Raw genomic sequence first — 26,499 nt, 5'->3', positions numbered from 1 at the left:
TGTCTCGCTCGACATGATGCTCGTCGCCCTGTACCGCGCCAACCCGGACGCCTTCATCGGCAACAACATGAACCGCCTGAAGTCGGGCCAGATCCTGTCGGTACCCGATGCCGACACGATGCGTGGCCTCGATGCCGGCGAAGCGCACGGTACCGTGGTCGCCCACGCGGCCGACTTCAACGCCTACCGCTCGAAGCTGGCCGGCCAGGTGGCCACCAGCGCCCCGGCGCGCGAGAGCCGCCGCCGGCCAGAGTGCGACCGGCCGCATCACCGCCAAGGTCGAGGAACGCCCGACCGCCGCCAACGAAGCGGCCGACCGGCTGCGCCTGTCGAAGGCACCGCCGACGAAGGCCAGCGGCAGCGGTGCGACCACGACCGCCGAGGACACGGTAGCGAAGGAAAAGGAACTGGCCGACGCCCAGCAGCGCGTCAAGGAACTCGAGAACAACGTCAACGCTCTGGAGAAGATCGTCACCGTGAAGAACGGTGCCGGTGCCGACGCCGCCCAGCGCGCGGCCGAAGCGGCGAAGGCGCCGGCAACGGCGGCCGGGGCGCCGGCCGCCGGAACGCCGGCTGCGCAAGCGCCGGCGGCCGATACGGCCGCACCTGCCGCGCCCGCGGTTGCCCCGAAAATCAAGACCGCGCCGAAGGCTGCTCCGGCCGAGCCTGGCCTTGGCGACATGCTGATGGATAACATCGCCTATCTCGCCGCCGGTGCCGGCGTGCTGCTGCTGGCCGCGCTCGGCGTGGCGCAGCGCCGCAAGCAAAAGCCGGTGCCGAAGTCGGCTCCCGCCACGACCACTATCCTCGGCAGCGCCGCGCAGCCGTCGAATTCGCTGTTCGCCAAGACCGGCGGCCAGAAGGTCGACACCCACGACAGCGTGTTCAATTCCAGCTTCGCGCCTTCGGCCAGCCAGCTCGACACCAACGAGGTCGATCCGCTGGCCGAGGCCGAACTGTACCTGGCCTATAACTTCGACACCCAGGCCGAGGACATCCTCAAGGAAGCCCTGCGCAACGATCCGACGCGCCATCCGGTGCGCCTGAAGCTGCTCGAGATCTACGCCAACCGCAAGGATGTGCGCGCGTTCGAAGCGCAGGCTACCGAGCTCTACAGCTTGAGCGCCGGCCAGGGCGAGGAATGGGCGCAAGCCGCGGCACTCGGCCACACGCTCGATCCTGCCAACCCGCTGTACGCCCGGGGGTGCCGGCGCCGCCGCCATCGCCGGCGCCGCTGCTGCTGCCGCAACGACGACCGGCCCGGCAACGATACTCGACGGCGGTCCGCAGACCGTGCTGTCGCAGCAGCTCGAACAGGCTTTCCGTAACCGCGGCGACTCGGAACTCCTGATGCCTTCGTCGACGGTCGACGCCGTGACCGGTGCGCCGCTCAACAGCCGTTTCGACCTCGAGAGCATGGGTCTCGGCCAGGATGCCACCGCTTTGCCGGCGTCCCTGGACGCCAACGCCGAAGCGGGCGACAGCCTGCTCGACTTCGACCTGGGTGGCCTGAGCTTCGAGCCGGTTGCCGCCACCGACAGCGCCGCCGTCCTCCACACCGACGCGACCGCGGTGCCGGACCTGCAATTCGAGATGGAGCCATTCGCGCCGCTCGAACCGGCATCCGGTACGCCGGTCGTCGATCCAGCCGCCGGCAGCCTGGACGACCTGGCCTTCGACATGAACTTCGACGCGCCGGCCAGCGCGCCTGCCGCGGCGCAAGACACCGCAGCGGCCGACGACGGCTTCGTGCTCGACCTGTCGAAAGATGCGCAGCAGGGCGGCGTCGACACGAACGCGGCGTCGACCGGATTCGACCTGGCAAGCGACACCGCGACCCCGGCCGCCATTGACAACAAGGACGCGCTGTTCGACCTCGACGCGATGGACTTCGGCCTGGCCGATACCACGCCGGTGACCCCGGTCGGCCAGGCCGAAGAGCCGGTGTTCGACTTCGGCTCCACCGATCTCGAACTCACCGCGCCGGCCCACGAGGCTCCGCTAGCCGACGCGCCTGCCGCGGCCGGCAAGGACGCGATGTTCGACCTCGACAACCTGGACTTCGGCCAGCCTGCAGCACCGGCCGCGCCCCAGGACGAGCCGTTCGCGCTGGACGAGGTGCCAGCCATCCCGAACCCCGGCACCCCGGTGCCGCGCTTCGACATGAGCGGCCTCGACCTCGAGCTGCCATCTGGCGACAGCGAGATCACCGCCCAGCCGCTGCCTGACGCCGGCACCGACAGCATCGCCGCGGAAAGCAGCGAGCGCGCCGAGCTGACCCCGGCCCAGATGGAAATGGAAACCAAGCTGGACCTGGCGATCGCTTACCAGGAAATCGGCGACAAGGAAGGTGCGCGCGAGCTGCTCGACGAAGTCATCAAGGGTGGCAACGTCGAACAGTCCAGCCGTGCCAGCGCCATGCGCGCCCAGCTCGCGTGAGGTTGCAGGCCGCGTGACCCGTATTGCCTTAGGACTCCAGTACGTCGGCACCGGCTGGAACGGATACCAGAAGCAGCCCAGCCGTGACACCGTGCAGGACGCCCTCGAGATCGCCCTCGAGAAGTTTGCCTGCACCAGGCTTGCCACCACCTGCGCCGGCCGCACCGATGCGGGCGTGCATGCGGTCGAGCAGGTCGTCCATTTCGACACCGAACTCGATCGCTCGATGCAGAGCTGGGTACGCGGCACGAATACCTTCCTGCCCGATTCGGTCTCGGTGCGCTGGGCGGCCGCGGTGCCGCCCGACGCCGACGGCCAGGAGTTCCATGCGCGCTTCTCAGCCCGCGCCCGCACCTACCACTACGTCCTGTACAACAATCCGAACCCGTCGGCGCTGCTGGCCGGCCGCGCCGGCTGGGTGTTCCGCCCGCTCGATGTGGAGCGCATGCGGGCGGCCGCCCGCCACCTGATCGGCCTGCACGACTTTACGTCCTTCCGCGCGTCCGGCTGCCAGGCCAACACGCCCATCAAGGACATGCAGGAGATCAGCATCGAGCGCCGCGGCGACATCATCGTGTTTACAGTGCGTGCCAGCGCTTTCCTGCATCACATGGTGCGCAACATCGTCGGCGCGCTCGTCTACGTGGGCACGGGGCGCAACGAGCCCGACTGGATGGCCGAGGTGCTGACGGCGCGCGACCGCGACGCCGCCGCGCCCACCTTCATGCCGGACGGCCTGTACTTCGCGAAAATCGATTACGATCCGAAGTGGGGACTGCCGCAGGAGGCGGTCTCGCCACTGCCCTGGTTATAACAATGCTCCAACGCACCCGCATCAAGATCTGCGGCATCACCCGAGAAGAAGACCTGCGCGCCGCCGTGGCCTGCGGCGCCGACGCGCTCGGCTTCGTCTTTTATCCGCAGAGCCCGCGCTACCTTGACCCCGCCGCGTTCGCCGTGCTCGGTGCGCACCTGCCCCCTTACGTCAGTGCGGTCGCGCTGTTCGTCAACGCCACGCTGGAAGAGGTGAGGGCGGTGGTCGACGCCGCACCGGTGGCGCTGCTGCAGTTCCATGGCGACGAAACGATAGCGGAATGCGCGACGATTGCCGCGGCCGTGAAGCGCCCGTTCGTGCGGGCCTTCCGCGTCGAGCCGGACACGACGCCGCTTGAACTGCTAGAATGCGAACTCGCATACCGCGCCGCCAGCCCCTGGTTCTCGAGCCTCCTGCTCGACACCCATGTGGCGTCCTACGGCGGTGCAGGAAAGGTCTTCGATTGGTCTGTCATTCCAAAAGAGCTCGCGCCTCGGGTCGTTTTGAGTGGTGGCTTGAGCGTGCAAAACGCGACTGAGGCGGTGACCTCGGTACGCCCCTATGCCGTCGACATCAGCAGTGGTGTCGAAGCCGGCAAGGGGATCAAGGACGCCCGCAAGATCGCCGCTTTCGTGGCGGCGGTGCGGGCGGGCGATGCCACCATCGACAGCGAGCACCCACATGACACACGACCGTTCTCCCATCCGCGGCCAGGCGCCTGACGCCGCCGCACCCCTGTTCCAGACTCCTGACTACCAGCTGCCGGACACGCGCGGCCACTTCGGACCCTACGGCGGCAGCTTTGTCGCCGAGACGCTTTCGCATGCGCTGGCCGAACTGAACGAGGCCTACGCGCGCTATGCGGCCGATCCGGAATTCCTGGAAGAATTCCGCTACGAGCTGGCGCACTTCGTCGGCCGCCCGTCGCCGGTCTACCACGCCAAGCGCTGGTCGGAGCTGGCCGGCGGCGCGCAGATCTACTTCAAGCGTGAAGACCTGAACCATACCGGCGCCCACAAGATCAACAACGTGATCGGCCAGGCCCTGCTGGCGCGGCGCATGGGTAAACCTCGCATCATCGCCGAGACCGGCGCCGGCCAGCACGGCGTGGCCACCGCCACCATCTGCGCCCGCTTCGGCATGGAATGCGTGGTCTACATGGGCAGCGAGGACGTCAAGCGCCAGGCCCAGAACGTCTACCGCATGAAACTGCTGGGCGCGACCGTGGTACCGGTCGAATCCGGCAGCAAGACCCTGAAGGACGCGCTCAACGAAGCGATGCGCGACTGGGTCACCAACATCGAAAACACCTTCTACATCATCGGCACCGTCGCCGGACCGCACCCGTATCCGATGATGGTGCGCGACTTCCAGTCGGTGATCGGCGAGGAATGCCGGGTGCAGATGCCGGCCATGACCGGTCGCCAGCCCGATTATGTGGTGGCCTGCATCGGCGGCGGCTCGAACGCGATGGGCATTTTCTATCCCTATATCGACGAGGCGGGCGTGAAGCTGGTCGGCGTCGAGGCGGCGGGCGAGGGCATCGATTCGGGCAAGCATGCCGCTTCGCTGACGGCCGGCTTCCCGGGGGTGTTGCACGGCAACCGCACTTACCTGCTGCAGGACGCGAACGGCCAGATCATCGAGACCCATTCGGTGTCGGCAGGCCTGGACTATCCGGGCGTGGGTCCCGAGCACGCCTGGCTGAAGGACTCGCAGCGCGCCGAGTACGTGTCGATCACGGACGAGGAGGCGCTGGCCGCGTTCCACGACTGCTGCCGCATCGAGGGCATCATTCCGGCGCTGGAATCCTCGCACGCGATTGCCTACGCGGTGAAGCTGGCGGCGACGCTGCCGGCGGACCAGAACATTCTGGTCAATTTGTCAGGGCGCGGGGACAAGGACATGCACACGGTGGCGCAGAGGATGGGGCTGGACTTCAGCTGAGTCGTAGCGCAGGCGGATCCAACGATTCCCTGCGTACCCACCGTCATCCAAGAATAGAGAACTCACCATGTCCCGCATCGAACAAACCTTCGCCGCCCTGCGCGCGCACAACAAAACCGGCCTCGTCACCTTCATCACCGCCGGCGACCCCGGTCCCGACATGACCGTCCCGCTGATGCACGCGCTCGTCGCGGGCGGCGCCGACGTGCTGGAACTCGGCGTGCCGTTTTCCGACCCGATGGCCGAAGGCCCGGTCATCCAGCGTGCCTGCGAGCGCGCATTGAAATTCGGCATCGGCCTGCCCGACGTGTTCAACTACGTCCGCGAATTTCGCCAGACGAATGCCGATACCCCGGTCGTCCTGATGGGCTACGCCAATCCCATCGAACGCATCGGCCCCGACGCATTCATCCGCTGCGCGAAAGAAGCCGGTGCCGACGGCGCCATCGTCGTCGACTATCCGCCGGAAGAGTGCGAAGCCTTTGCCGACGCCATGCGCGACAACGGCCTCGACATGATCTTCCTGCTGGCGCCAACCTCGACGGTCGAGCGCGTGAAGCAGGTGGCGCGCTACGGCAGCGGCTTCTCCTACTATGTGTCGCTGAAAGGCGTCACCGGCGCCGGCACCATCGATACGCAGGACGTTGCCCAGCGCGTGGCGGCGATTCGCGAACACGTCAGCCTGCCGATCGGCGTCGGCTTCGGCATCCGCGATGCCCAGACGGCGAAGGCGGTGGCCTCGGTGGTCGACGCCGTCGTCATCGGCAGCCGCATCATCCGGAGCTGGAAAATACGCCGAAGGAGCAGGGGCCGGAGGCGGTGCGCGCTTTCTGCGCAGGCATCCGCGCGGCGCTCGACGGCCAGTAGGTGCCGGCACTCGTGCCCCGCTGACCTCCGGCAAGGCCGGGTCGGTCGTGGCCGGTATGTGCCAAACCGTGTCCAAGCCGGCCCCGGACCTGTTCCCGGGCCGGTTTTTCACGTCCATGTCCAACGGCGCGGACTGTAGCGCGTCTGGAAAGCCATCAATCGTTTAGAACTTTTGTCGGTAGGCGACGGCGGCGAGCGCTTGCCCGGAAACGCAGATTTCCCCCGTCCAGTCCGGCTTGTTCCCGCTGAAATGCGGCGGCCTCGGTCCGAACACGAGCGGCAAGGAAGGTGGATCCAGCGTCGGCCCTTCGAAGTGCACCCGGTTGATGTGTCCGCCGCCCGGTAAGGTCAGCACCTTGCAGTCGACGAACCTGAAGCCGACCTGCTCCTTGCCGCCGACGATCAGCGCGAAACCGCGCAGGTCATGGTTGCACTCTATATCGAAGTCCATGTCATGCCTCCCAGCACCTTCGCCTCTATTTCAACAGGCCGCTTTCCGTGAATTTGTCGATGAGCTGGCCGAGCGCGGCTTCCTTGGCCCCGGTTGCGGTCTTCGGGTCGGAAATGATCGCGTCGAGCCTGCCCAGCAGGCGCAGCTTCTTCGCCTCCAGGTCCAGGCCCTCCAGTTCCCTGGAGGGAATGCCGAAAGACAGCAGGGCCCCGTCGAGCGCGGCCGCGTCCTTTGCTCCCGCAGCCCTGACTGCTCCGCCGAGACGCGTGACCGATTCGTAGATCTTCTGACTCGAGGCCGGCAACACGGCAAGGCGCTCGATGGCCGCGTCGCTGCTCTTTTCCTGCTCGGCCGAGGCGCTGTTAATGAAGCGCAGGGCCCCGTTGATCGTCCCTGCCATGTAGTAGTCGTGCAGCTGCGTCAGCGCCAGTTCGAAGGGATACTGTTCCACGCTGGGCGTCTTCAGGCCTTGCAGGATGCCGACGAGCACCGCCTTGCGCTGGGCATTCATCGTGCCCACCAGCGCATCAAGGCTCTTGTCGTAATAGAAGTCCTTGACGATCGTCTGTTTCGCGCCGCCGATCGCCGCGGCGGCCGCAGCGAGGTTTTTCCCCGAGCGTACGCCGCCGACGAGCGTGCCGGCCAGGTTGATCGACAGCGAAGCGAGGTCGGTTGCCGCATCGAGCTTCTGCCTGTCGGCAGTCAGGCCGCGGATGAAGGCGATATAGCGCAGGTCGATCTGGGCAATGCGGCCCATGACGAAGCGGTTGCGTGCGGTCACTTTCTGGGCCGGGTCGCCGATGCTGTAGTAGTCCTTGATGCTGGCCGTCGAGCGAAACTCCTGGTCGAGCATGCGCAGGTCGGCTTCCAGGTCGAAGGAAGGTTCGGGCGCGCCGCCTTCGCGCACGGTGCGGCACCCCGACAGCAGGAGCACGCACATGCACCCGAGCAGCGCCTGCTTCGATGGTGACATGTCACTCGCCTTGTATGGCCGGCCGCACCGATCGGGGGCGGAGCGGGGCTCTCCTGTTTGGACATGGTCGCCGCCCGAGAATTCCGTTCGCTGACCGCCGTGCGAGAAAAATGCCGGACGGGGTAGGATGCCGATCCTTCCCGCTGGCGCTTGCTCTGCACCACGTTCGGATTCGTGCTCACCCTCTTCGGCGATGGGTGTATAACCTGTTGGGGGCCGTCCCGACGGCCTGGCGTGCACGGCCGCGGACATCGGCCCCATTGATTGCCAGACTGGCAAGCGGTGACAAGCCGGGCGCTAGCAGATACACTACGCGCAACTTAAGACATGCCGCAAAGGAGAGAACATGAGTTGGTTGGAAAAACTGCTGCCCCCTAGAATCCAGCGCTCCGATGCCGCCAACCGCAAGACCATGCCCGAAGGCCTGTGGGTCAAGTGCCCGTCGTGCGAAGCGGTGCTCTACCGCGCCGACCTCGAGTCGAACCTGCATGTGTGCCCGAAGTGCGACCACCACATGCGCATCCGTGCCCGCGAGCGCCTCGACGGCCTGCTCGACGAAGGCGGCCGCTACGAGATCGGCCAGGAAACCCTGCCGGTCGACACGCTCAAGTTCAAGGACAGCAAGAAGTATCCGGACCGGCTCAAGCAAGCCATGGAAGCCACCGGCGAAACCGATGCCCTCATCGTCCAGGGCGGCTCGATCATGAGCATGCCGGTCGTGGTGGCCTGTTTCGAATTCGAATTCATGGGCGGCTCGATGGGCTCGGTCGTCGGCGAGCGTTTCGCCCGCGGCGCCCAGATTGCGCTCGAGCAGAAGGTGCCCTTCATCTGCATCACCGCCACCGGCGGCGCGCGCATGCAGGAAGGCCTGCTGTCGCTGATGCAGATGGCAAAGACCACGGCCATGCTGACCAAGCTGTCGGAGAAGAAACTGCCGTTCATCAGTGTGCTGACCGACCCGACCATGGGCGGCGTCTCCGCCTCCTTCGCCTTCATGGGCGACGTCGTGATCGCCGAGCCGAAGGCCCTGATCGGCTTTGCCGGCCCGCGCGTGATCGAGAACACCGTGCGCGAAAAACTGCCGGAAGGCTTCCAGCGCGCCGAGTTCCTGGTGCAAAAGGGCGCCGTCGACATGATCGTCGACCGCCGCAAGATGCGCGAAGAAATCGCCCGCCTGCTGGCGCTGCTGCAGAACCAGGCCGCTGAAGCCGTAGCGTAATTCGCGCGCAGCCCCGTCTCAGGCTGCGCTCCATGAAGCCCCTTCGGCCGACGGCCCGCACTGCGGGCCGTTCCCTTTTGTCCCTCACCAAAGTCATCCCATGTCCAGCCTTCCCACCACCTTGCCCGACTGGCTCGCGCTGATCGAGTCGCGCCATGCCGAAACCCATATCGACATGGGCCTGGACCGTGTGCGCGCCGTCAAGGAGCGCATGGATCTGCAATTTAGTTGCCCCGTCATCATGGTTGCCGGTACCAACGGCAAGGGCTCGACCTGCGCGATGCTCGAATCGATCCTGCTGCATGCCGGCTACCGCGTCGGCCTCTACATCAAGCCGCATTTCCTCGACTTCAACGAGCGCGCCCGCATCAATGGCGAAATGGCGAGCGACGCCATGCTGGTCGAGGCCTTCAATGTCGTCGAGGCGCAGCGCGGCGACATAGCGCTGACCTATTTCGAATTCACCACGCTGGCGATCATGCACCTGATCTCGAAAGCCGGCGTCGACGTCGCCATCCTCGAGGTGGGCCTGGGCGGGCGCCTGGACGCGGTCAACGTGGTCGATGCCGATGTGGCTATCGTCACCAGCATCGACATCGACCACGCCGACTACCTGGGCGACACGCGCGAGGAAATCGGCTTCGAGAAGGCGGGTATCTTCCGGCCGGGCAAGACGGCGATCTGCAGCGATCCGCTGGCGCCCAGCACGCTCGTCAAACATGCGGCCGACATCGGCGCCGACCTCTGGCTGATCGGACGCGACTTCAACTACCAGGGCGACCAGCAGCAGTGGAGCTATGGCGGACGCACCCAGCGCCGCAATTCGCTGGCCTATCCGGCCCTGCGCGGCGCCAACCAGCTGCTCAACGCCTCGGCCGCGCTGGCCGCGCTGGAAGCCCCTGCGCATGCAGTTGCCGGCCGGTGCACAGGAAGTGCGCACGGGCCTGGCCCCGGTGGAGTTGCCGGGGCGCTTCCAGGTGCTGCCAGGCCGCCCGACCGTCGTCCTCGACGTGGCGCACAATCCGCATGCGGCGGCCACGCTTGCCCAGAACCTGGGCAACATGGGCTTTCATCGCTACACCTATGCCGTGTTCGGCATCATGGCCGACAAGGACATCGCCGGCGTAGTGGCACCGATGGCCCAGTACATCGACCACTGGTGCGTGGCCGACCTGGACTCGCCGCGGGCCGCTCCTGGCGATGCGTTGGTCCAGCAACTGGGGGCCCTGCGTCCGGCAGGGGCGAAAGAGAGCGATTTTTCCGTCACCAGCTTCCCCGATCCGGCAGCGGCATTCGCAAATGCGATGAGCCGTGCCGAGGAGAATGATAGAATTGTGGTCTTTGGCTCGTTCTATACCGTCGCCGGCGTGATGGCGGCCCGAAAAAACTCTCTTCACTGACATACAGACGCATGGGCTTGTTCTCGATCTTCAGTAAAAACAAGCAAGAAAGCACCGCCCAGGACAGTGGCCGTTTCTCCCGCGACGACGACGACTTCTCGAAGCAGGCGCGTGCCAAGCGCGCCTCGCATGCCAATGAAGCCGGGCGGGGCGGCTCGAGCCGCAGCCGCAGCGGCGGCGACCCGATGTTGCCGGAAAAGAAGCGGGCACGCCGGCGCCTGGTCGGCGCGATCGCACTGGCACTGGGCGCCGCGGTAGGCTTGCCGATGCTGCTCGACTCCGAGCCGCGCCCGCTGGTGGCCGACATGTCGATCCAGATCCCGTCGAAGGAAAAAGGCGCCGCCGCTGCCGGTGCCGTCCAATCCCGTGCCGATCGGCGACAGCGTCGACCAGGACGAGGAAATCGTGACGCCTGCCGCCACGAATTCGGCAGCGACCCCGCCCACGCGCCCGGCAACGCCCGCGCCGCGCATCGAGATCGCGCCGGAGAAGTCGCCGGATGGATTGCGCACCGAACCCGAGATCAAGATGGCGCGCCCGGAGCCGAAGGCGCCGGAACGCAAGCCGGAAACGAAACCCGAGCCAAAGCCGGCCGAACGCAAGGCCGACAAGCCCGCTCCCGGAAAACCGAAGACAAACCGGCGCCGCGCGCGCGCGACGACGACGCCGCCCGTGCGCTGGCCCTGCTCGAAGGCAAGAGCGCGCCCAAGCCGGAAAAACACGAAAAGGCTGAAACGGTCGCCAAGGCCGACAAGGGCGCCGACGCAGTCCACCCGGACGCGGGCCGACGCTTTGTGGTCCAGGTTGCCGCGCTCGCCAGCCGGACAAGGTCGCGGACCTGCAATCGCGCCTGCGCGCGGCCGGCGTCAGCGCCAGCACCCGCAAGTCGGGCGAGCTGATCAAGGTGCAGGTCGGCCCGTTCGCCAGCCGCGAGGAAGCCGAGAAGGCCCGTGCGAAACTCGTCGCCCAGGGCTTCGGCGGCTTCCTGGTGCCAATGTGATGCACGTGGTCCAGGCGTGACGATCTTCGATTACCTGGTGCTCTTCGTGTTGGTGGCGTCGGTCGTGATCAGCACCATGCGCGGCCTGGTCAAGGAAATCCTGTCGCTGCTGGGCTGGATCGTGGCCTTCGTGGTTGCCAATGCGTATGGCGCGCGCCTCGGGCCGCTGTTACCGGATATGATACCGGGTGAGGCGACCAGGCTGATCGTCGCCTATGTCGTGCTCTTCCTTGGCGTACGCATCCTGATGGCGCTGCTGGCACTGGCGCTCGGCGCCCTGATCGAGGCTTCCGGCCTCTCGCTGGCCGACCGCGGCCTCGGCGGCCTGTTCGGCCTGGCGCGTGGGCTTGTCATCGTGCTCGCCGTCGTCATCTTGTGTGGAATGACCGCCATCCCCCGTCAAGCATTCTGGCAAGACGCGCTGCTGTCCCCGCTGGCCGAAGCCGGCGCCCGCACCGTCAAGCCCTTTCTCCCTGCTGCCCTGGCGCAGCACGTGAAATTTTGAATTCCCGGTTTGAATCCCTCGTTTTGAAATTGTCCGTAACAGTCATCTGTTCTTAGGAGCACACCATGTGTGGCATCGTCGGCGTCGTCTCGCAAACTCCCGTTAACCAGTTGCTGTATGACGCGTTGCTGCTGCTGCAGCACCGCGGCCAGGACGCGGCAGGTATCGCAACCAATCACAGCAGCATGTTTTCGATGTACAAGGCCAATGGCCTGGTGCGCGACGTGTTCCGCACCCGTAACATGCGCTCGCTGCAAGGCAATACCGGTATCGGCCACTGCCGCTATCCGACCGCCGGTTCCTCGAGCGAGGAAGAGGCGCAGCCCTTCTACGTCAATGCGCCTTTCGGCATCACACTGGCGCACAACGGCAACCTGACGAACCAGGCCGAGCTGAAGGAAGCCCTGTTCCGCAACGACCGCCGCCACATCAACACCAATTCCGACTCGGAAGTGCTGCTCAACGTGCTGGCGCACGAGATCCAGGAAGCGGCGAATGGCTATTCGCTCGACGCCGAAGCCGTGTTCAAGGCGGTCGGCATCGTGCACCGCCGCGTGCGCGGTGCCTACGCGGTGGTCGCCCAGATCGCCGGCCACGGCATGCTGGCCTTCCGCGACCCCTACGGCATCCGTCCGCTGTGCCTCGGCATGAACGAGGGCGAGAACGGCGTCGAATACATGGTGGCCAGCGAATCGGTGGCCCTGGAAGGCATTGGTTTCCGCTTCGTGCGCGACATCGCGCCGGGCGAGGCGGTCTGGATCGGCGAGGACGGTAGCTTCCACGAGCGCCAGTGCGCCGAGAATCCGTCGCTCAATCCCTGCGCCTTCGAATACGTCTACCTGGCCCGTCCCGATTCGGTCATCGATGGCGCCTCGGTGTATGCCACGCGCCTGAAGATGGGTGAATACCTGGCCGACAAGATCCGCAAGGAAATTCCGGTCGAGGAAATCGACGTCGTCATGCCGATTCCCGATTCCTCGCGTCCGGCGGCGATCCAGCTGGCGCTGAAACTCGGTATCGAATACCGCGAAGGCTTCATCAAGAACCGCTACATCGGCCGCACCTTCATCATGCCTGGGCAAGGCATGCGCAAGAAATCGGTGCGCCAGAAACTCAACGCCATCGGTTCCGAGTTCAAGGACAAGAACGTGTTGCTGGTCGACGATTCCATCGTGCGCGGCACGACCAGCCGCGAGATCGTGCAGATGGCGCGCGACGCCGGTGCCCGCAAGGTGTTCTTCGCCTCGGCCGCGCCGCCGGTGCTGTTCCCGAACGTCTACGGCATCGACATGCCCACCCGTGACGAGCTGATCGCCTACGGCCGCACCGTCGACGAAGTCTGCCGCGAAATCACGGCCGACCGCCTGGTCTACCAGGATATCGACGCCCTGAAGCGCTCGATTTCCGACGTCAATCCGGCGCTGACCAACTTCGAGGCTTCGTGCTTCGACGGCGTCTACGTGACGGGCGACGTCACCCCGGCCTATCTCGACAAGCTGGAAACGACGCGCCACAAGAGTTCGGGCAAGTCCTCGGAGGACGTGGTGCGTACCCAGCTCAACCTGAACCCGCCCGTCGCGGCGGAGTAAGTCCGGCCATGAGCGAGAAGAAAGCATACGGCTTCACGACGACCATCCTGCACAACGACCGCCGCAAGGCGATCGAGCAGGGCTCGCTGCACAAGCCGATCCACACCTCCGTCGCCTTCGGTTACGGCGACGCGCGCCAGCTGGCCTCGGTGTTCCAGGGCAAGGAGCCGGGCTTTCGTTACGGCCGCCAGGGCAACCCGACGGTGGCGGCGCTGGAAGACAAGATCAGCAGGATGGAAGGCGGGGTCGCCAGCCTGTGCTTCGGCACCGGCATGGCGGCGATCGGCGCCCTGTTCCAGGCGCTGCTGCGCGAAGGCGACCACATCGTGTCGTCCTCCTTCCTGTTCGGGAACACCAACAGCCTGTGGCAGACGGTGGCGGGGCAGGGTGTCGGTGTCGACTTCGTCGATGCCACGGATGCCGCGAACGTCGAAGCGGCCTTGACGCCGAACACGCGCATGGTCTTCGTCGAGACGATTGCCAATCCGCGTACCCAGGTGGCCGATCTCGCGCGCATCGGCGAGCTGTGCCGCGCGCGCGGCATCCTGTACGTGGTCGACAACACCATGACCACGCCGTATTTGTTCCGTCCGAAGGCGGTGGGTGCCGGCCTGGTGGTCAATTCGCTCACCAAATCGATCGGCGGTCATGGCATCGCGCTGGGTGGTGCACTGACCGACACCGGCTTGTTCGACTGGAGCGCCTACCCGAACATCGCCGCCAACTTCCGCAAGCAGGCACCCGCCGCCCAGGGCATGGCGCAGCTGCGTGCGAAAGCCCTGCGCGACTTCGGCGCGGCGCTGGGGCCGGAAGCGGCCCACCATATCGCGGTCGGCGCCGAGACCCGGCGCTACGCATGGAGCGCACCTGCGCGAATGCGCTGGCGCTGGCGCGGATGCTGGAAAGCGACGACCGGGTCGCTGCGGTTCACTATCCCGGCCTGGCTTCGCACCCGCAGCACGGCATCGTGAGCGAACTGTTCCGGGCCGGCGGTTCGCTGCTGAGCTTCGAGCTGAAGGACGACATCGATCCCTTCGATTACCTGAACCGCTTGCAGCTGGCAATTCCTGCGAGTAATCTTGGCGACAACCGTACCCTGGTCATCCCGGTTGCGCACACGATCTTCTTCGAGATGGGCGCCGAGCGCCGCGCCAGCATGGGCATCGCCGAGTCGCTGATCCGGGTGTCGGTGGGCATCGAGGAAACCGAGGACTTGCTGGCCGACTTCAGGGCGGCACTGGAAGCTTAGTCACAAGCGCGGCGCCGTCCGCGCTTTTTTATCGACAAAACAACGAACAAGCATGAAGAGACTGTTGATCACACTGGGCCTGGGACTGATGCTGGCGGGCGCCGCCCACGGCGGCGAACTGGAAGACGCCAAATCCCTGTTCGAGCAAAAGAAATATCCGGAAGCGCTCAAGCTGTACACCAAGCTGGCGAATGCGGGCAATGTCGAGGCGCAGCAGAACCTGGGCCAGATGTACTGGTATGGCGAGGCCGGCGCGGTGGATGAGGCCAAGGCGCAAGCCTGGTTCCGCAAGGCCGCGGCCAAGGGCAACAAGGTCGCTGTCGAGTCGCTCGCGATCATGGAGCAGCGGGTGACGCGCCGCGCCGACATCGACTACTGGCTGAAGGATTACGATGGCGCCGACCTCAGGAGCGGCAAGTTCGCCTGTCCGGCGCCCCGCATTCCGCCGATCTCGAAGCAGACGGAAGAGATCGAGCGCGTCACGAATGCGATCAACAAGTGGCAGGACTGCTACAACGCTTTCGTCCAGAACCTGAACGCGCATTCGCCGCTTGCCGACAAGATTCCGGCGGATGTGGCCAAGCTGATGAACGCGGCCGAGATGGCGCGTGCCAAAACGCGTCTGGCCGCCTTGCAGGAGAACATGTCGGAAGAGGCGAAGGTGGGCTCGAAGATGGTGCTGGCCGATATCGCCGTCTGGCGCACCGCGACCGAGGCGTATATTGCCGAACACAACGCGATCGTGAACAAGGCGCCGAAGGATGGGGCGGGGCGGTAGCACGATGCATGAAAAAGGCCGCATCCGCGGCCTTTGTTTGTTGTAGGGTGGGCACTTGTGCCCACGCGGTAAAGCGTTTGCGGTCTACGATGTTGGCCGTTTGACCACATGTTCGCGGCCCACTGTGCAGAAGCAGCTGGGCAGTAGAGTTGGTGGCTTCGCAGAGGCCCCACCGCGTGGGCTCAAGAGCCCACCCTACGAAAAAGGCCGCATCTGCGGCCTTTTTTACGTTTTGCGGCTCAATGCCAGCTGCGCATCAAGCCCACAGCCAGCCCTTCGAGCGCGAACTCGTCGTCCGGTTCGACACGAATGACCTTGAAGTCCGGATTCTCCGGCAGCAATTCGATCAGCTCGCCCGTCTTGCGGTAGCGCTTGACGGTGACGTCGTCGCCCAGGCGGGCCACGACGATCTGGCCGTTCTTGGCGCTGTCGACCTTCTTGACCGCAAGGAAGTCGCCGTCCATGATGCCGGCGTCGCGCATCGACCAGCCGCGCACCTTCAGCAGGAAATCGGGACGGGCGCCGAACATGGCCGGGTCGACGTTGTAGGTGGCTTCGACGTGTTCCTGGGCCAGGATGGGCGAGCCGGCGGCGACACGGTCCGACCAGCGGCAGCGGCATCAGGAGGGCAGGCGGGATGGGCGGCAGCGCGGCCGGCAGCGAAGCGCCGATCAGGCGGATGCCGCGCGAGGTGCCGGAGACGATCTCGATCGCCCCTTTGCGGGCCAGCGCCTGCAGGTGTTCCTCGGCCGCGTTGGCCGACTTGAAGCCCAATTCCTTCGCGATTTCGGCGCGGGTCGGCGGGAAGCCGGTGTTGTCGATCGCTTCCTTGATCAGGTTAAGGATCTGTTCTTGCCTTGCAGTGAGCTTGAGCATGGATGTACCACGGGTTATCGATTCAACCTGTATTTTTGTACAGTACTCGGCCAAATGCAAGGGAAACCTACGCTTTTTTCTTATTTCTGCCCGGCAGGATGTCGCGGGGAGGCGACGCTGCCCGGCGATTGCGCGGGCAGCGTATTCACGTTATAATTGCCGGCTTTCCCTTCCCACACTCGTCTTGACGCCGAGGTGGGCATTTGTTTAAACGTCCTCAAGGAGTGTTGCATGCGTCATTATGAAATCGTTTTTATCGTCCACCCGGACCAAAGCGAGCAAGTCCCGGCGATGATCGAGCGTTACAAGGCCAGCGTCAGCGCACGCGGCGGTAACATCCATCGCGTGGAAGACTGGGGCCGTCGCCAGATGGCTTACCAGATCCAGAAGCTGCCGAAGGCACACTACATCTGCATGAACATCGAGTGCGACAACGAGACCCTGGTCGAGCTGGAAACCGCATTCAAGTTCAATGATGCCGTGCTGCGTCACCTGACCGTGAAGATGAAGAAAGCTGAAACCGCTCCATCGCCAATGATGAAGTCGGTCCAGCGCGAAGACGCAGCCAAGAGCCACCGCGCAGAAGCCCCGGCTGCTGCAGCCCCGGCCCCAGCTGCTGCCTAATTTCTTTCGCCAGGAATCGTGAACGCTCGCAAGAGCGCCCAAAGAAGTGAACCAGTTACAAGTCGTCGCTACCATCGCTGAACGCGACGTACTGCGCTTTACCCCGGCCGGCGTGCCGATTGTTTCGGCCATCCTGATGCACAGTTCGCAGCAGGTCGAAGCGGGGAAAGAGCGGCTGGTCGAGTTCGAGATTGCCGCGTTTGCCGCGGGCGAAATCTCCGGACGCTTCGCCGGCGCCGAGCTGGGCTCCGCCCACCAGTTCACGGGATTTTTGGCCAGGAAGAATCGCAACAGCAAAGCCCTGGTGTTTCACATCATTGATTTCAGTGCCGCCGCTTAATTTCACAGCGGCCCACCATTTAGATATACAGGAGCCTCAAAATGGCATTCGGTAAAAAGTTCGACAAAAACAAAGCTAAAGAAAAACTCAAGCGCAAACAGCAGAACCCGCTGTTCAAGCGCAAGAAGTTCTGCCGCTTCACCGCTGCAAACGTGGAACAGGTTGACTACAAAGACGTCGACACCCTGAAGGACTTCGTCCAGGAAAACGGCAAGATCATGCCGGCACGCCTGACCGGTACCAAGGCGCACTACCAGCGCCAGGTCGACACCGCGATCAAGCGCGCACGTTACCTCGCGCTGCTGCCGTACACCGACCTGCACCACGGTTAATCCCCGTCGTACAGATCAGAAACTCCTGGAGAAAAATATGCAAGTTATCCTTTTGGAAAAAGTTGTTAACGTCGGCAACCTGGGCGACGTCGTCAAGGTCAAGGACGGTTACGCACGTAACTTCCTGATCCCGCAAAAGATGGCCCGCCGCGCAACCCAGGCCGCTGTGGCCGAGTTCGAAGTCAAGCGCGCCGAGCTGGAAAAAGCCGCTGCTGAAAAGCTGGGCGCTTCGCAAGCCCAAGGCGACAAGCTGAGCGGCATGACCATCACCATCGCCCAGAAAGCCGGCGTTGACGGTCGTCTGTTCGGTTCGGTCACCAACTTCGACATCGCCGAAGCGCTGACCAAGCAAGGTTTCGCAGTCGAAAAGGCACAAGTGCGCCTGCCGACCGGCCCGCTGAAGACCACCGGCGAGCACCCTGTTGCCGTCGCACTGCACACCGACGTCGTCGTGGAAATCACGATCGCTGTCGTGGGTGAAGCTGCCTAAGTAACAAACAAGTTGCATCTGTTGTAATATGGAAAAAGCCGGGTTCGCCCGGCTTTTTTTATGCCCGGAAACTCGCCAATTATTTCAGCCGGATGACCGGAGCAGGTATAATGCCCGCCATGAATACCCCCGCAGATCCGCAAATCGAATCGCTGCGCATCCCCCCGCATTCCATCGAAGCAGAGCAGTCCGTCATTGGCGGTCTCCTGCGCGACAATGCGGCATGGGACCGTATTGCCGACTTCATGCACGCGGACGACTTTTACCGCTACGACCACCGCATCATCTTCGAACAGATGGTGCGTCTGATTAACAGCGGCAAGCCGGCCGACGTGATCACGGTCTACGAGGCCATGGTGTCGCTCGGCAAAGCCGACGATGTCGGCGGCCTGCAATACCTGAATGCCATGGCGCAGAACACGCCGTCCGCCGCCAACATCCGCCGCTACGCGGAAATCGTGCGCGACCGCGGCGTGCTGCGCAAACTGATCACCGTCGCCGACGAAATTTCCGGTAACGCGTTCAATCCGCAAGGCAAGGAAGTCAAGCAGATGCTTGACGAAGCCGAATCGAAGATCTTCGCCATCGCCGAGCAGGGCGCGCGTGGCGCCCAAGGCTGGAATCCGATCCAGCCGCTGCTCACGCAAGTTGTCGAACGCATCGACGAACTGTATTCGCGCGAGAACCAGGGCGAGATCACCGGCGTGCCTACCGGCTTCATCGACCTCGACCGCATGACCTCCGGCCTGCAGCCGGGCGACCTGGTGATCGTCGCCGGCCGTCCGTCGATGGGCAAGACCGCGTTTTCGGTCAACATCGGCGAGAACGTCGCGATCGAGGCGGGCCTGCCGGTGGCCGTGTTCTCGATGGAGATGGGCGGCACCCAGCTGGCCATGCGTATGCTCGGCTCGGTCGGCCAGCTCGACCAGCACCGCCTGCGCACCGGCCGCCTGAACGACGAGGACTGGCCGCGCCTGACGCACGCCATCCAGAAGATGAACGATGCCCAGCTCTACATCGACGAGACGCCGGCACTGAACCCGATCGAGATGCGCGCACGCGCGCGCCGCCTGGCCCGCCAGTGTGGCAAGCTCGGCCTTATCATCGTCGACTACCTGCAGCTGATGCAGGGCAGCCAGCCGGGCGACAACCGCGCCGCCGAGATCTCCGAAATCTCGCGTTCGCTGAAGGGCCTGGCGAAGGAGCTGCATTGCCCGGTGATCGCGTTGTCGCAGCTGAACCGCTCGCTGGAACAACGCCCCAACAAACGGCCCGTGATGTCCGACTTGCGCGAATCGGGCGCTATCGAACAGGATGCGGACGTGATCATCTTCCTGTACCGCGACGAGGTGTACAACCCCGATTCGCCGGACAAGGGAACCGCCGAGATCATCATCGGCAAGCAGCGTAACGGTCCGATCGGCGCGATTCGCCTGACCTGGATCGGCCAGTACACCAAGTTCGGTAACTACAGCGGTAACCTCGCCGTCTACCAGGGCGACTAAGCCGATATTGCGTCGCCGGGACCGACTGGTCCACGGCCCCCGCAGTCCCAAGAGTTTTACAACGGAGAAATACATGTTTGGACGCCTGATGCCCACCGAGGGCAAGTTTTTTGATTTGTTCAACCAGCACGCCGCGCTGTGCGTGAAAGGTGCGCACGAGATGGTTGGCCTGATGACCAACTTCGACGACCTGGAAAACCGCACGCATGCGGTGGAAAGCATCGAAAAACAGGCGGACAAGATCACCTACGCCTGCGTCGACCTGCTGCACAAGACCTTCATCACCCCGATCGACCGCGACGACATCCACAAGCTGATCACCCGCATGGATGACATCCTCGACATGATGGAAGACGCGGCCCAGACCATCTCGCTGTACGACCTGCACGCTGTGACTCCGGAAGCGAAGCGCCTGGCCGAACTGTGCCTGGCCTGCTGCGAACGCGTGCAGGCGGCCGTCGCCATGCTGCACGACATGGGCAACGCCCAGAAGATCATTGCCATCTGCGAAGAGATCGACCGCCTGGAATCGGACGCCGACCATGTCATGCGCGCCGCCATGAGCAAACTCTTCCGTGACGAACCGGACGTGCGCAACCTGATCAAGATGAAGGCGATCTACGAGATCCTCGAGACCGTCACCGACCGCTGCGAAGACGTGGCGAACATCATCGAAGGCATCATCGTCGAGAACGCGTAAGCTTCCGCATAACAAAAATAAACATGGAAACTTTACACATCAGCCTGTGGGTGCTGGGTACGCTGGTGGTCCTGGCGCTCATCTTCGACTTCATGAACGGCTTCCACGATTCGGCGAACGCGATCGCGACCGTCGTCTCGACGGGCGTGCTGAAGCCGCAGAGCGCGGTCGCCATGGCTGCCTTCTTCAACTTCGTGGCGATTTTCGTCGTCAACATGAAGGTGGCGCAGACGATCGGCAAGGGCACCATCGACCCGCACATCGTCGACCAGTACGTGATTTTCGGGGCCCTGGTCGGGGCCATCGTCTGGAACATCATCACCTGGTACTACGGCATCCCGTCCTCGTCCTCGCACGCGCTGATCGGCGGCCTGGTGGGCGCGGCAGTGGCGAAGTCCGGCACCGGCGCCCTCGTGTCGGGCGGCCTCTCCAAGACCGTGCTGTTCATCGTCATCGCACCGCTGCTGGGCTTCGTGCTCGGATCGATCATCATGCTGCTGGTCGCATGGATCTTCGTGAAGTCGACACCGCGCAAGGTTGACGTCTGGTTCCGGCGCCTGCAGCTGATCTCGGCCGCTGGTTATTCGCTGGGCCACGGCGGCAACGACGCGCAAAAGACCATGGGCATCATCTGGATGCTGCTGATCGCGGCCGGCTATGTCAATGCGGCCGACGCGCATCCCCCGGCCTGGGTCATCATCTCGTGCTATGCGGCGATCAGCTTCGGTACGCTGTTCGGCGGCTGGCGCATCGTCAAGACCATGGGCCAGAAGATCACCAAGCTCAAGCCGGTGGGCGGCTTCTGCGCCGAAACCGGCGGCGCGATGACGCTGCTGATGTCGAGCTTCTGGGGCATCCCGGTCTCGACCACCCACACGATTACCGGCGCGATCGTCGGCGTCGGCGCCTCGCAGAAGGCCTCGGCCGTGCGCTGGGGCGTGGCCGGCAGCATCGTCTGGGCATGGGTCTTCACCATTCCGGCCTCGGCCTTCATGGCGGCCGTGGCCTGGTGGATCGGCAAGCAGATCATGTAATTGCGTTCGTTTGAACGTGGAAACGCCCGGCCATGTGCCGGGCGTTTTTGTTTGCTGTTCCGTAGGGTGGGCACCCGTGCCCACCCTGCAGTACTGATCGCCCCTGTTAGTGGGTCAGGCAGTAGGCCATCTGGCCGATCTCACGGCCGAGGTTGAGTGCCTGGTTCGCAAGCAGGATGCCAAAGGTGCACCAGACGAGCAGCCGGTAAGGCTGCGCGAGGCGTTTGAAGCTGTGCGTGACCTCTTGAATGAAGGTGTCCATGCGATTTCCTCGGTCGAGAACGGTGGAAAGGCCGGGCGCACATGCGGACCCGGAAGACACAAAGTTTCGTCGACTAGTTGCCTGCATGCAACCATCTGCATCAAATGCCATGCATAGGCGAGACGGTCGACAGCAGTGCCGTAGCGTGGGCACTCGTGCCCACGCGGTCTCGGCCGATGACGGGTGAGGTCCTGGAGCGCAAGCCGGGACGCTGGCGAATCCGGATTTGACTGGACCGAAACACTGCTCAGCCGACGTACCGCGTGGGCACAAGTGCCCACCCTACGTTACTGCTCAGCCGACATACCGCGTGGGCACGAGTGCCCACCCTACGTTACTGCTCAGCCGGCGTACCGCGTGGGCACGGGTGCCCACCCTACGTTACTGCTCAGCCGACATACCGCGTGGGCACGAGTGCCCACCCTACGTTACTGCTCAGCCGGCGTACCGCGTGGGCACGGGTGCCCACCCTACGTTACTGCTCAGCCGACATAACGCGTGGGCACAAGTGCCCACCCTACGTTACGCATCTGCTGCGGGCGTAAAAAAACCTGCGGGCCTTGCGGCGCGCAGGTTTTCGCGGACGCGAAACGGCTTACAGCACGTCGCTCGCGTGGTCTGCCAGGCGCGAACGCTCGCCGCGTGCCAGGGTCACGTGGCCGCTGTGGGCCCAGCCCTTGAAGCGGTCGACCACATAGGTCAGGCCGCTCGACCCCTCGGTGAGGTAAGGCGTGTCGATCTGCGCAATGTTACCCAGGCACAGGATCTTGGTGCCGGGACCGGCACGGGTGACCAGGGTCTTCATCTGCTTCGGCGTCAGGTTCTGCGCCTCGTCGATGATCAGGAACTTGTTCACAAAAGTACGGCCGCGCATGAAGTTGAGCGACTTGATCTTGATGCGCGAGCGGATCAGGTCCTGCGTCGCTGCGCGGCCCCAGTCGCCGGCGTCGGTGTCGGACTTGTTCAGCACTTCCAGGTTGTCGTCGAAAGCACCCATCCACGGCGACATCTTTTCTTCCTCGGTACCCGGCAGGAAGCCGATGTCTTCGCCGACCGGCACCGTCACGCGGGTGACGATGATCTCGTTATACAGCTTCGTTTCCAGCACTTGCGCCAAGCCCGCGGCCAGGGCCAGCAGGGTTTTACCCGTACCGGCCTGGCCGAGCAGGGTGACGAAGTCGCATTCCGGATTCATCAGGAGGTTCAGGGCGAAATTCTGCTCGCGGTTGCGCGCGGTGATGCCCCAGACGCTGTTCTTGGTGTGGCTGTAGTCGCGCAGCACCTGCAGCACGGCGGTCTTGCCGTTGATCTCGCGCACCTGCGCCTGCAGCGGTGCTTCGCCGCCGGACGGCTCGAGGAACACGAACTGGTTCACCAGCAGGCTCGGGATGAACGGGCCGGTCACACGGTAGAAAGTGGCGCTGTTGCCGTTCTTGTTTTCCTGCCAGGACTCCATGTCCTTGCCGTGCTTGTCCCAGAAGTCGTCCGGCAGCTGGACGATGCCCGAGTACAGCAGGTCGGTGTCTTCCAGTACGTGGTCGTTGAAATAGTCTTCCGCGGCCAGGCCAAGCGCACGCGCCTTGATGCGCATGTTGATGTCTTTCGTCACCAGCACGATGGCACGGTTCGCGCGCTCGGCGGCCAGGGCTTTTACGACACCGAGGATCTGGTTGTCGGCCTTGCCGACCGGCAGGCCTTCAGGCAGGGTGGGGCCATTCAGCAGGCTGGTCTGGAAGTACAAGCGGCCCTTGGCATCCTTGTTGCCCAGCTTGGCCAGCTCGATGCCGGCCTCGATGGCGTCGTCGTCGATGTCGGCGATCAGGGCGTCGAGCGTGCGCGAGACCTGGCGGGCATTGCGCGCCACTTCCGACATGCCTTTCTTGTGGTCGTCGAGTTCCTCGAGCGTCATCATCGGCAGGTAGACGTCGTGCTCCTCGAAGCGGAACAGGCAGGTCGGGTCATGCATCAGGACATTGGTGTCGAGCACGAAGACCTTGGTCCCGCCGGCGCGGTCGGCCTTGCGGCTGGCCGAGGACTTGACGTTGACCTCGACCGGCTTGTGCTTGACCGGATGCGGCTCGCCCATGTCGCTTTCCTTGAGCTTGGCAAGGGTGTCCTGGCGGCCACCCGGGCGTTCGGGAGCGGCTTGCCGGGCGTTCGGTGCCGGGGTGGTGGCGGGCACGGCGGCGAGCGGCGCGGCCTTGCCCTTGCGGGCGCGGCTGGATTTGGCGGCAGGCACGGCCTTGCCGCTGATGAGGTCTTCGACCGGATCAGCCTCGACCGCCGCTGCGGCAACGGCGCGCACGGGAGACTTGCCGGCTTCGGCTTTCGGGTAATCGTTCACCGGCAGCAGCGTGGCCGGCTGGGTTGGCATTTTTGGTAGTGGCATCAGGTTCTCAATCTAAAAAAGTGGAGGACGCCTCGCGCCAGCGGGTCGCGGGACACGCTGCCGGGCGGGTTCGATGCAACTGGGTACAGATTGCGGGGCGCGGGCCAGGGCCGGTGGGGCCGGCCTGGCAGGCTCCCAGATTGATGGATGCTGAGATAAAACGGGTTGACTCAAAATGAAGGTATGGACCAGCAAGTTGTGCGTCTGGGGCCAGCATTCAGGGCTGGCGCTTCACGAATTCCAGCACTTCGTCGACGTGGTCGGGGACTTTCACCCCACGCCATTCTTTCACCAATCTGCCTTGAGCGTCAACGACAAACGTACTGCGCTCGACCCCGCGTACTTGCTTGCCGTACATGCTCTTCATCTTCATGACATTGAACTGGTTGCAGACCAGTTCGTCGGGGTCGGAGATCAACTCGAAAGGCAGGCCCAGCTTGGACTTGAAGTTTTCGTGCGAACGCAGCGAGTCGCGGCTGATGCCATAGACCTCGGCCCCGGCCGCCTTGAATTCCTCGTGCTTCTCGCGGAAGGCGATGCTCTCGGTGGTGCAGCCCGGGGTATTGTCCTTGGGATAGAAATACAGCACCGTGTACTTGGCCGGTCGCCCGCCGAGCTGGAAGGTCTGGTCGCCGGTCATGGCGGCGGAAAAGTTCTCTACGGTTGCTGCGCTGGGGCTGACGGCCACGGGGTTCTCCTGACTGGTATCGGGGCTGGATTGAACAGATTCGGGGAGCGGGATCGGCCTCGTACCATCCCGCATGCCCGTCATCATAATCGGCCATCGACGACGCTGCCAGTCTAGCATGTCAACTTGTCAATGGCTGTTCCGATATGAGGACGAAGCGCGAAAGTTTCAATAGGGAACCATCAGCGGAGGCAGCATATCGGTTCAGCCGGCTGCGCTGCCTTCGAGGATCAGGGCCAGCGTCACCTTGCGGCCTTCGCCCATCAGCACGTTATAGGTACGGCAGGCAGCCTGGCTGTCCATCGATTCGACGCCGACGTGGCGCGCCGACAGGCTGGCCGTCAGGCGCGGATGCACGAAGCGCTGGCGCTCGCCGGTGCCGAGGATGACGACATCCGGGTTGTCGGCGGCGATCTGTTCGAAGTGGCGCGCTTCGAGGTCTTCGAAACGGCGCACGTCCCAGGCACGCGGCGGCGTTTCCGGCATCACGAGCAGGCTGTGGTTGAACCGCTGGGCATTGACCTCGACGCCGGAGGCATCGTAGCCGGTGATGGTCTGGTATTGTTGGGTGTTGTCGGAGTGAAGCTTCATCGTGGCTCGCAGTCGGGCAGGGTGGCAAGATGGGCTGCCATTGTAAGCTTTTCGCCAAGATTCCAGTAGCGCGGCCCTGTGGGCGTGCTCGCCCGCCGCAAGGTTGCTTAAATCCTGCGCTTTCGGCAGAATGGTATTTTTCGCACTGCAACAATGCAGGCAACCAGCGCGTACAAAACGCGGGCAACCGAGGGGTGACAATTTGCGACCGATCCTGAAATCGAACAAGCTCGACGACGTGTGCTACGAGATCCGCGGGCCGGCGCTGGAGCAGGCGCGCCAGATGGAGGATGACGGTCACAAGATCATCAAGCTCAACATCGGCAACCTGGCCGTGTTCGGTTTCGATCCGCCCGACGAGATCATGCAGGACATGATCCGCAACATGCACGGCGCGGCCGGCTATACCGATTCGAAGGGGATGTTTGCACCGCGCAAGGCGGTGATGCACTACACCCAGCAAAAGAAGATTGCCGGTGTCGGCATCGACGACATCTACCTGGGCAATGGCGCCTCGGAACTGATCGTGATGGCGATGCAGGGCCTGCTCAACAATGGCGACGAGGTGCTGGTGCCGGCGCCCGATTATCCGCTGTGGACGGCGGCCGTCAGCCTGGCCGGCGGCTCGCCCGTGCACTACATCTGCGACGAGGGCGCCGACTGGATGCCGGACATCGCCGACATGCGCCGCAAGATCACCCCGAACACGCGCGCCATCGTCGTCATCAACCCGAACAACCCGACCGGCGCGCTCTATCCGCGCGAAGTGCTGCTCGACATCATCGAACTGGCGCGCCAGCATAGCCTCATCGTCTATGCCGACGAAATTTACGACAAGGTGCTGTACGACGGCCATCAGCACGAGTCGATCGCCTCGCTCGCCGACGACGTGCTGTTCGTCACCCTGAACGGCCTGTCGAAGAACTACCGTTCCTGCGGCTACCGTGCCGGCTGGATGGTGGTCTCGGGCGAGAAGCGCCACGCGAAAGATTACATCGATGGCCTGAACATGCTGGCCTCGATGCGCCTGTGCGCGAACGCGCCGGGCCAGTTCGCGATCCAGACCGCGCTGGGCGGCTACCAGAGCATCAACGACCTGGTCGGCCCTGGCGGACGGCTGCTGAAACAGCGCGACCTCGCTTACCAGTTGTTGACCGACATCCCCGGGGTCTCGGTCGTCAAGCCGAAGGCGGCGCTGTACATGTTCCCGCGCCTCGATCCGAAACTCTACCCGATCGCCGACGACCAGCAGTTCATTTGCGAACTGCTGCGCGACGAGAAGGTGCTGCTGGTGCAGGGTACGGGTTTCAACTGGACCTCGCCCGACCACTTCCGCCTCGTCTTCCTGCCCAATTCGGACGACCTGGGCGACGCCTGCGGCCGCATTGCCCGCTTCCTCGACGGCTACCGCCGGCGCCACGCACGCTAGCACTTATG

General features: G+C 64.2%; 26 protein-coding genes and 4 pseudogenes. 22 read left to right on the top strand and 8 right to left on the bottom strand.

The genetic code is table 11. The features are described 5' to 3' along the window. Positions 1 to 13 precede the first annotated feature (13 nt). The 7 genes and pseudogenes from G4G31_RS27075 (at position 14) to trpA (ending at position 6,067) form a co-directional block, all read left to right on the top strand. Positions 14 to 694 carry a FimV/HubP family polar landmark protein gene (locus G4G31_RS27075; protein WP_374011268.1) on the top strand — a complete coding sequence of 227 codons (681 nt, stop codon included), beginning with the start codon at positions 14 to 16 and terminating at the stop codon, positions 692 to 694. Beyond that, positions 681 to 1,328, top strand: coding sequence for a FimV family protein (locus G4G31_RS29500; protein ID WP_374011267.1), 648 nt, complete (start codon positions 681 to 683; stop codon positions 1,326 to 1,328). The genes G4G31_RS27075 and G4G31_RS29500 overlap by 14 nt, the downstream gene beginning before the upstream one ends. After that, positions 1,294 to 2,439, top strand: a complete 1,146-nt coding sequence (locus tag G4G31_RS28695; protein ID WP_229425172.1) for a FimV/HubP family polar landmark protein — start codon at positions 1,294 to 1,296, stop codon at positions 2,437 to 2,439. Before G4G31_RS29500 ends, G4G31_RS28695 begins: the two co-directional genes overlap by 35 nt. A 13-nt stretch (positions 2,440 to 2,452) precedes the next feature. Further along, positions 2,453 to 3,253, top strand: a complete 801-nt coding sequence (gene truA / locus G4G31_RS21370) for a tRNA pseudouridine(38-40) synthase TruA (RefSeq protein ID WP_182989297.1) — start codon at positions 2,453 to 2,455, stop codon at positions 3,251 to 3,253. A gap of 2 nt (positions 3,254 to 3,255) precedes the next feature. Next, the gene (locus G4G31_RS21365; RefSeq protein WP_182989296.1) at positions 3,256 to 3,975 is read left to right on the top strand and encodes a phosphoribosylanthranilate isomerase; all 720 of its coding nucleotides are present in this window, start codon (positions 3,256 to 3,258) and stop codon (positions 3,973 to 3,975) included. Continuing rightward, the gene (gene trpB / locus G4G31_RS21360; RefSeq protein WP_182989295.1) at positions 3,935 to 5,200 is read left to right on the top strand and encodes a tryptophan synthase subunit beta; all 1,266 of its coding nucleotides are present in this window, start codon (positions 3,935 to 3,937) and stop codon (positions 5,198 to 5,200) included. The genes G4G31_RS21365 and trpB overlap by 41 nt, the downstream gene beginning before the upstream one ends. Before the next feature lie 67 nt (positions 5,201 to 5,267). Then, positions 5,268 to 6,067: pseudogene (gene trpA / locus G4G31_RS21355) on the top strand (tryptophan synthase subunit alpha). A 163-nt stretch (positions 6,068 to 6,230) separates the two neighbouring features. On the opposite strand, the gene G4G31_RS21350 reads toward trpA, so the two are convergent. Next, the gene (locus tag G4G31_RS21350; RefSeq protein ID WP_182989293.1) at positions 6,231 to 6,518 is read right to left on the bottom strand and encodes a hypothetical protein; all 288 of its coding nucleotides are present in this window, start codon (positions 6,516 to 6,518) and stop codon (positions 6,231 to 6,233) included. A gap of 25 nt (positions 6,519 to 6,543) precedes the next feature. Then, on the bottom strand, positions 6,544 to 7,491 hold the full coding sequence (locus G4G31_RS21345; protein ID WP_182989292.1) for a hypothetical protein: 948 nt from the start codon (positions 7,489 to 7,491) through the stop codon (positions 6,544 to 6,546). 346 nt (positions 7,492 to 7,837) lie between these two features. Here G4G31_RS21345 and accD point away from each other — a divergent pair, with 346 nt between their 5' ends. Beyond that, positions 7,838 to 8,710, top strand: coding sequence for an acetyl-CoA carboxylase, carboxyltransferase subunit beta (accD, locus tag G4G31_RS21340; protein WP_182989291.1), 873 nt, complete (start codon positions 7,838 to 7,840; stop codon positions 8,708 to 8,710). Positions 8,711 to 8,810: 100 nt separating this feature from the next. Then, a pseudogene (gene folC / locus G4G31_RS21335) lies at positions 8,811 to 10,110 on the top strand (bifunctional tetrahydrofolate synthase/dihydrofolate synthase). On the opposite strand, the gene G4G31_RS27070 reads toward folC, so the two are convergent. Beyond that, positions 10,104 to 10,883 (bottom strand): hypothetical protein, encoded by a 780-nt coding sequence (locus G4G31_RS27070; RefSeq protein WP_229425171.1) that lies wholly within the window; start codon positions 10,881 to 10,883, stop codon positions 10,104 to 10,106. The pseudogene folC and the gene G4G31_RS27070 sit on opposite strands and share 7 nt — an antisense overlap. Positions 10,884 to 10,948: 65 nt before the next feature. Here G4G31_RS27070 and G4G31_RS27065 point away from each other — a divergent pair, with 65 nt between their 5' ends. The 5 genes and pseudogenes from G4G31_RS27065 to G4G31_RS21310 all read left to right on the top strand — a co-directional run bounded on the left by G4G31_RS27065 (position 10,949) and on the right by G4G31_RS21310 (position 15,231). Then, positions 10,949 to 11,110 carry an SPOR domain-containing protein gene (locus tag G4G31_RS27065; protein WP_308622181.1) on the top strand — a complete coding sequence of 54 codons (162 nt, stop codon included), beginning with the start codon at positions 10,949 to 10,951 and terminating at the stop codon, positions 11,108 to 11,110. A 16-nt stretch (positions 11,111 to 11,126) separates the two neighbouring features. Then, positions 11,127 to 11,615 (top strand): CvpA family protein, encoded by a 489-nt coding sequence (locus G4G31_RS21325; RefSeq protein ID WP_182989290.1) that lies wholly within the window; start codon positions 11,127 to 11,129, stop codon positions 11,613 to 11,615. Positions 11,616 to 11,680: 65 nt separating this feature from the next. Beyond that, positions 11,681 to 13,204 (top strand): amidophosphoribosyltransferase, encoded by a 1,524-nt coding sequence (purF, locus tag G4G31_RS21320; RefSeq protein ID WP_182989289.1) that lies wholly within the window; start codon positions 11,681 to 11,683, stop codon positions 13,202 to 13,204. Positions 13,205 to 13,212: 8 nt separating this feature from the next. Next, positions 13,213 to 14,453 (top strand): annotated as a pseudogene (locus G4G31_RS21315) (cystathionine gamma-synthase family protein). A gap of 52 nt (positions 14,454 to 14,505) precedes the next feature. Next, complete coding sequence (locus G4G31_RS21310) at positions 14,506 to 15,231, top strand: tetratricopeptide repeat protein (protein WP_182989288.1); 726 nt, start codon at positions 14,506 to 14,508, stop codon at positions 15,229 to 15,231. A 239-nt stretch (positions 15,232 to 15,470) separates the two neighbouring features. Here the strand turns inward: G4G31_RS21310 and lexA are convergent. Then, positions 15,471 to 16,107, bottom strand: a pseudogene (lexA, locus tag G4G31_RS21305) (transcriptional repressor LexA). Positions 16,108 to 16,338: 231 nt separating this feature from the next. Here lexA and rpsF point away from each other — a divergent pair. From rpsF to G4G31_RS21270, 7 genes are all read left to right on the top strand, one after another. Beyond that, the gene (gene rpsF, locus G4G31_RS21300) at positions 16,339 to 16,731 is read left to right on the top strand and encodes a 30S ribosomal protein S6 (protein WP_182989287.1); all 393 of its coding nucleotides are present in this window, start codon (positions 16,339 to 16,341) and stop codon (positions 16,729 to 16,731) included. Positions 16,732 to 16,777: 46 nt separating this feature from the next. Next, positions 16,778 to 17,071 carry a primosomal replication protein N gene (priB, locus tag G4G31_RS21295; protein ID WP_182989286.1) on the top strand — a complete coding sequence of 98 codons (294 nt, stop codon included), beginning with the start codon at positions 16,778 to 16,780 and terminating at the stop codon, positions 17,069 to 17,071. Positions 17,072 to 17,112: 41 nt separating this feature from the next. Next, the gene (gene rpsR, locus G4G31_RS21290) at positions 17,113 to 17,403 is read left to right on the top strand and encodes a 30S ribosomal protein S18 (protein WP_091874943.1); all 291 of its coding nucleotides are present in this window, start codon (positions 17,113 to 17,115) and stop codon (positions 17,401 to 17,403) included. Between the two features lie 37 nt (positions 17,404 to 17,440). After that, positions 17,441 to 17,893: a 50S ribosomal protein L9 gene (gene rplI, locus G4G31_RS21285; RefSeq protein WP_182989285.1), complete on the top strand. Its 453-nt coding sequence runs from the start codon at positions 17,441 to 17,443 to the stop codon at positions 17,891 to 17,893. 119 nt (positions 17,894 to 18,012) lie between these two features. Then, positions 18,013 to 19,398, top strand: coding sequence for a replicative DNA helicase (locus tag G4G31_RS21280; RefSeq protein ID WP_182989284.1), 1,386 nt, complete (start codon positions 18,013 to 18,015; stop codon positions 19,396 to 19,398). A gap of 73 nt (positions 19,399 to 19,471) precedes the next feature. After that, positions 19,472 to 20,098, top strand: coding sequence for a DUF47 domain-containing protein (locus G4G31_RS21275; RefSeq protein ID WP_182989283.1), 627 nt, complete (start codon positions 19,472 to 19,474; stop codon positions 20,096 to 20,098). Between the two features lie 23 nt (positions 20,099 to 20,121). After that, the gene (locus G4G31_RS21270) at positions 20,122 to 21,132 is read left to right on the top strand and encodes an inorganic phosphate transporter (protein WP_182989282.1); all 1,011 of its coding nucleotides are present in this window, start codon (positions 20,122 to 20,124) and stop codon (positions 21,130 to 21,132) included. A gap of 106 nt (positions 21,133 to 21,238) precedes the next feature. Here G4G31_RS21270 and G4G31_RS21265 read toward each other — a convergent pair whose 3' ends face one another. From G4G31_RS21265 to G4G31_RS21250, 4 genes are all read right to left on the bottom strand, one after another. Beyond that, positions 21,239 to 21,394 (bottom strand): hypothetical protein, encoded by a 156-nt coding sequence (locus tag G4G31_RS21265; RefSeq protein ID WP_182989281.1) that lies wholly within the window; start codon positions 21,392 to 21,394, stop codon positions 21,239 to 21,241. 595 nt (positions 21,395 to 21,989) lie between these two features. Next, positions 21,990 to 23,783: a PhoH family protein gene (locus G4G31_RS21260; protein WP_182989280.1), complete on the bottom strand. Its 1,794-nt coding sequence runs from the start codon at positions 23,781 to 23,783 to the stop codon at positions 21,990 to 21,992. Between the two features lie 217 nt (positions 23,784 to 24,000). Further along, positions 24,001 to 24,423 carry a peroxiredoxin gene (locus G4G31_RS21255; protein ID WP_229425654.1) on the bottom strand — a complete coding sequence of 141 codons (423 nt, stop codon included), beginning with the start codon at positions 24,421 to 24,423 and terminating at the stop codon, positions 24,001 to 24,003. Between the two features lie 252 nt (positions 24,424 to 24,675). Further along, positions 24,676 to 25,062, bottom strand: a complete 387-nt coding sequence (locus G4G31_RS21250; RefSeq protein WP_182989279.1) for an Mth938-like domain-containing protein — start codon at positions 25,060 to 25,062, stop codon at positions 24,676 to 24,678. 202 nt (positions 25,063 to 25,264) lie between these two features. Here G4G31_RS21250 and G4G31_RS21245 point away from each other — a divergent pair, with 202 nt between their 5' ends. Next, entirely contained in the window at positions 25,265 to 26,491 is a 1,227-nt protein-coding gene (locus G4G31_RS21245; protein ID WP_182989278.1) for a pyridoxal phosphate-dependent aminotransferase, read from the top strand. The last annotated feature ends 8 nt before the right edge of the window (positions 26,492 to 26,499 follow it).

Origin of the sequence: Massilia sp. Se16.2.3, assembly GCF_014171595.1 — a bacterium.
GTDB lineage: Bacteria > Pseudomonadota > Gammaproteobacteria > Burkholderiales > Burkholderiaceae_D > Telluria.
This window is presented reverse-complemented; position numbering and strand designations above follow the sequence as displayed.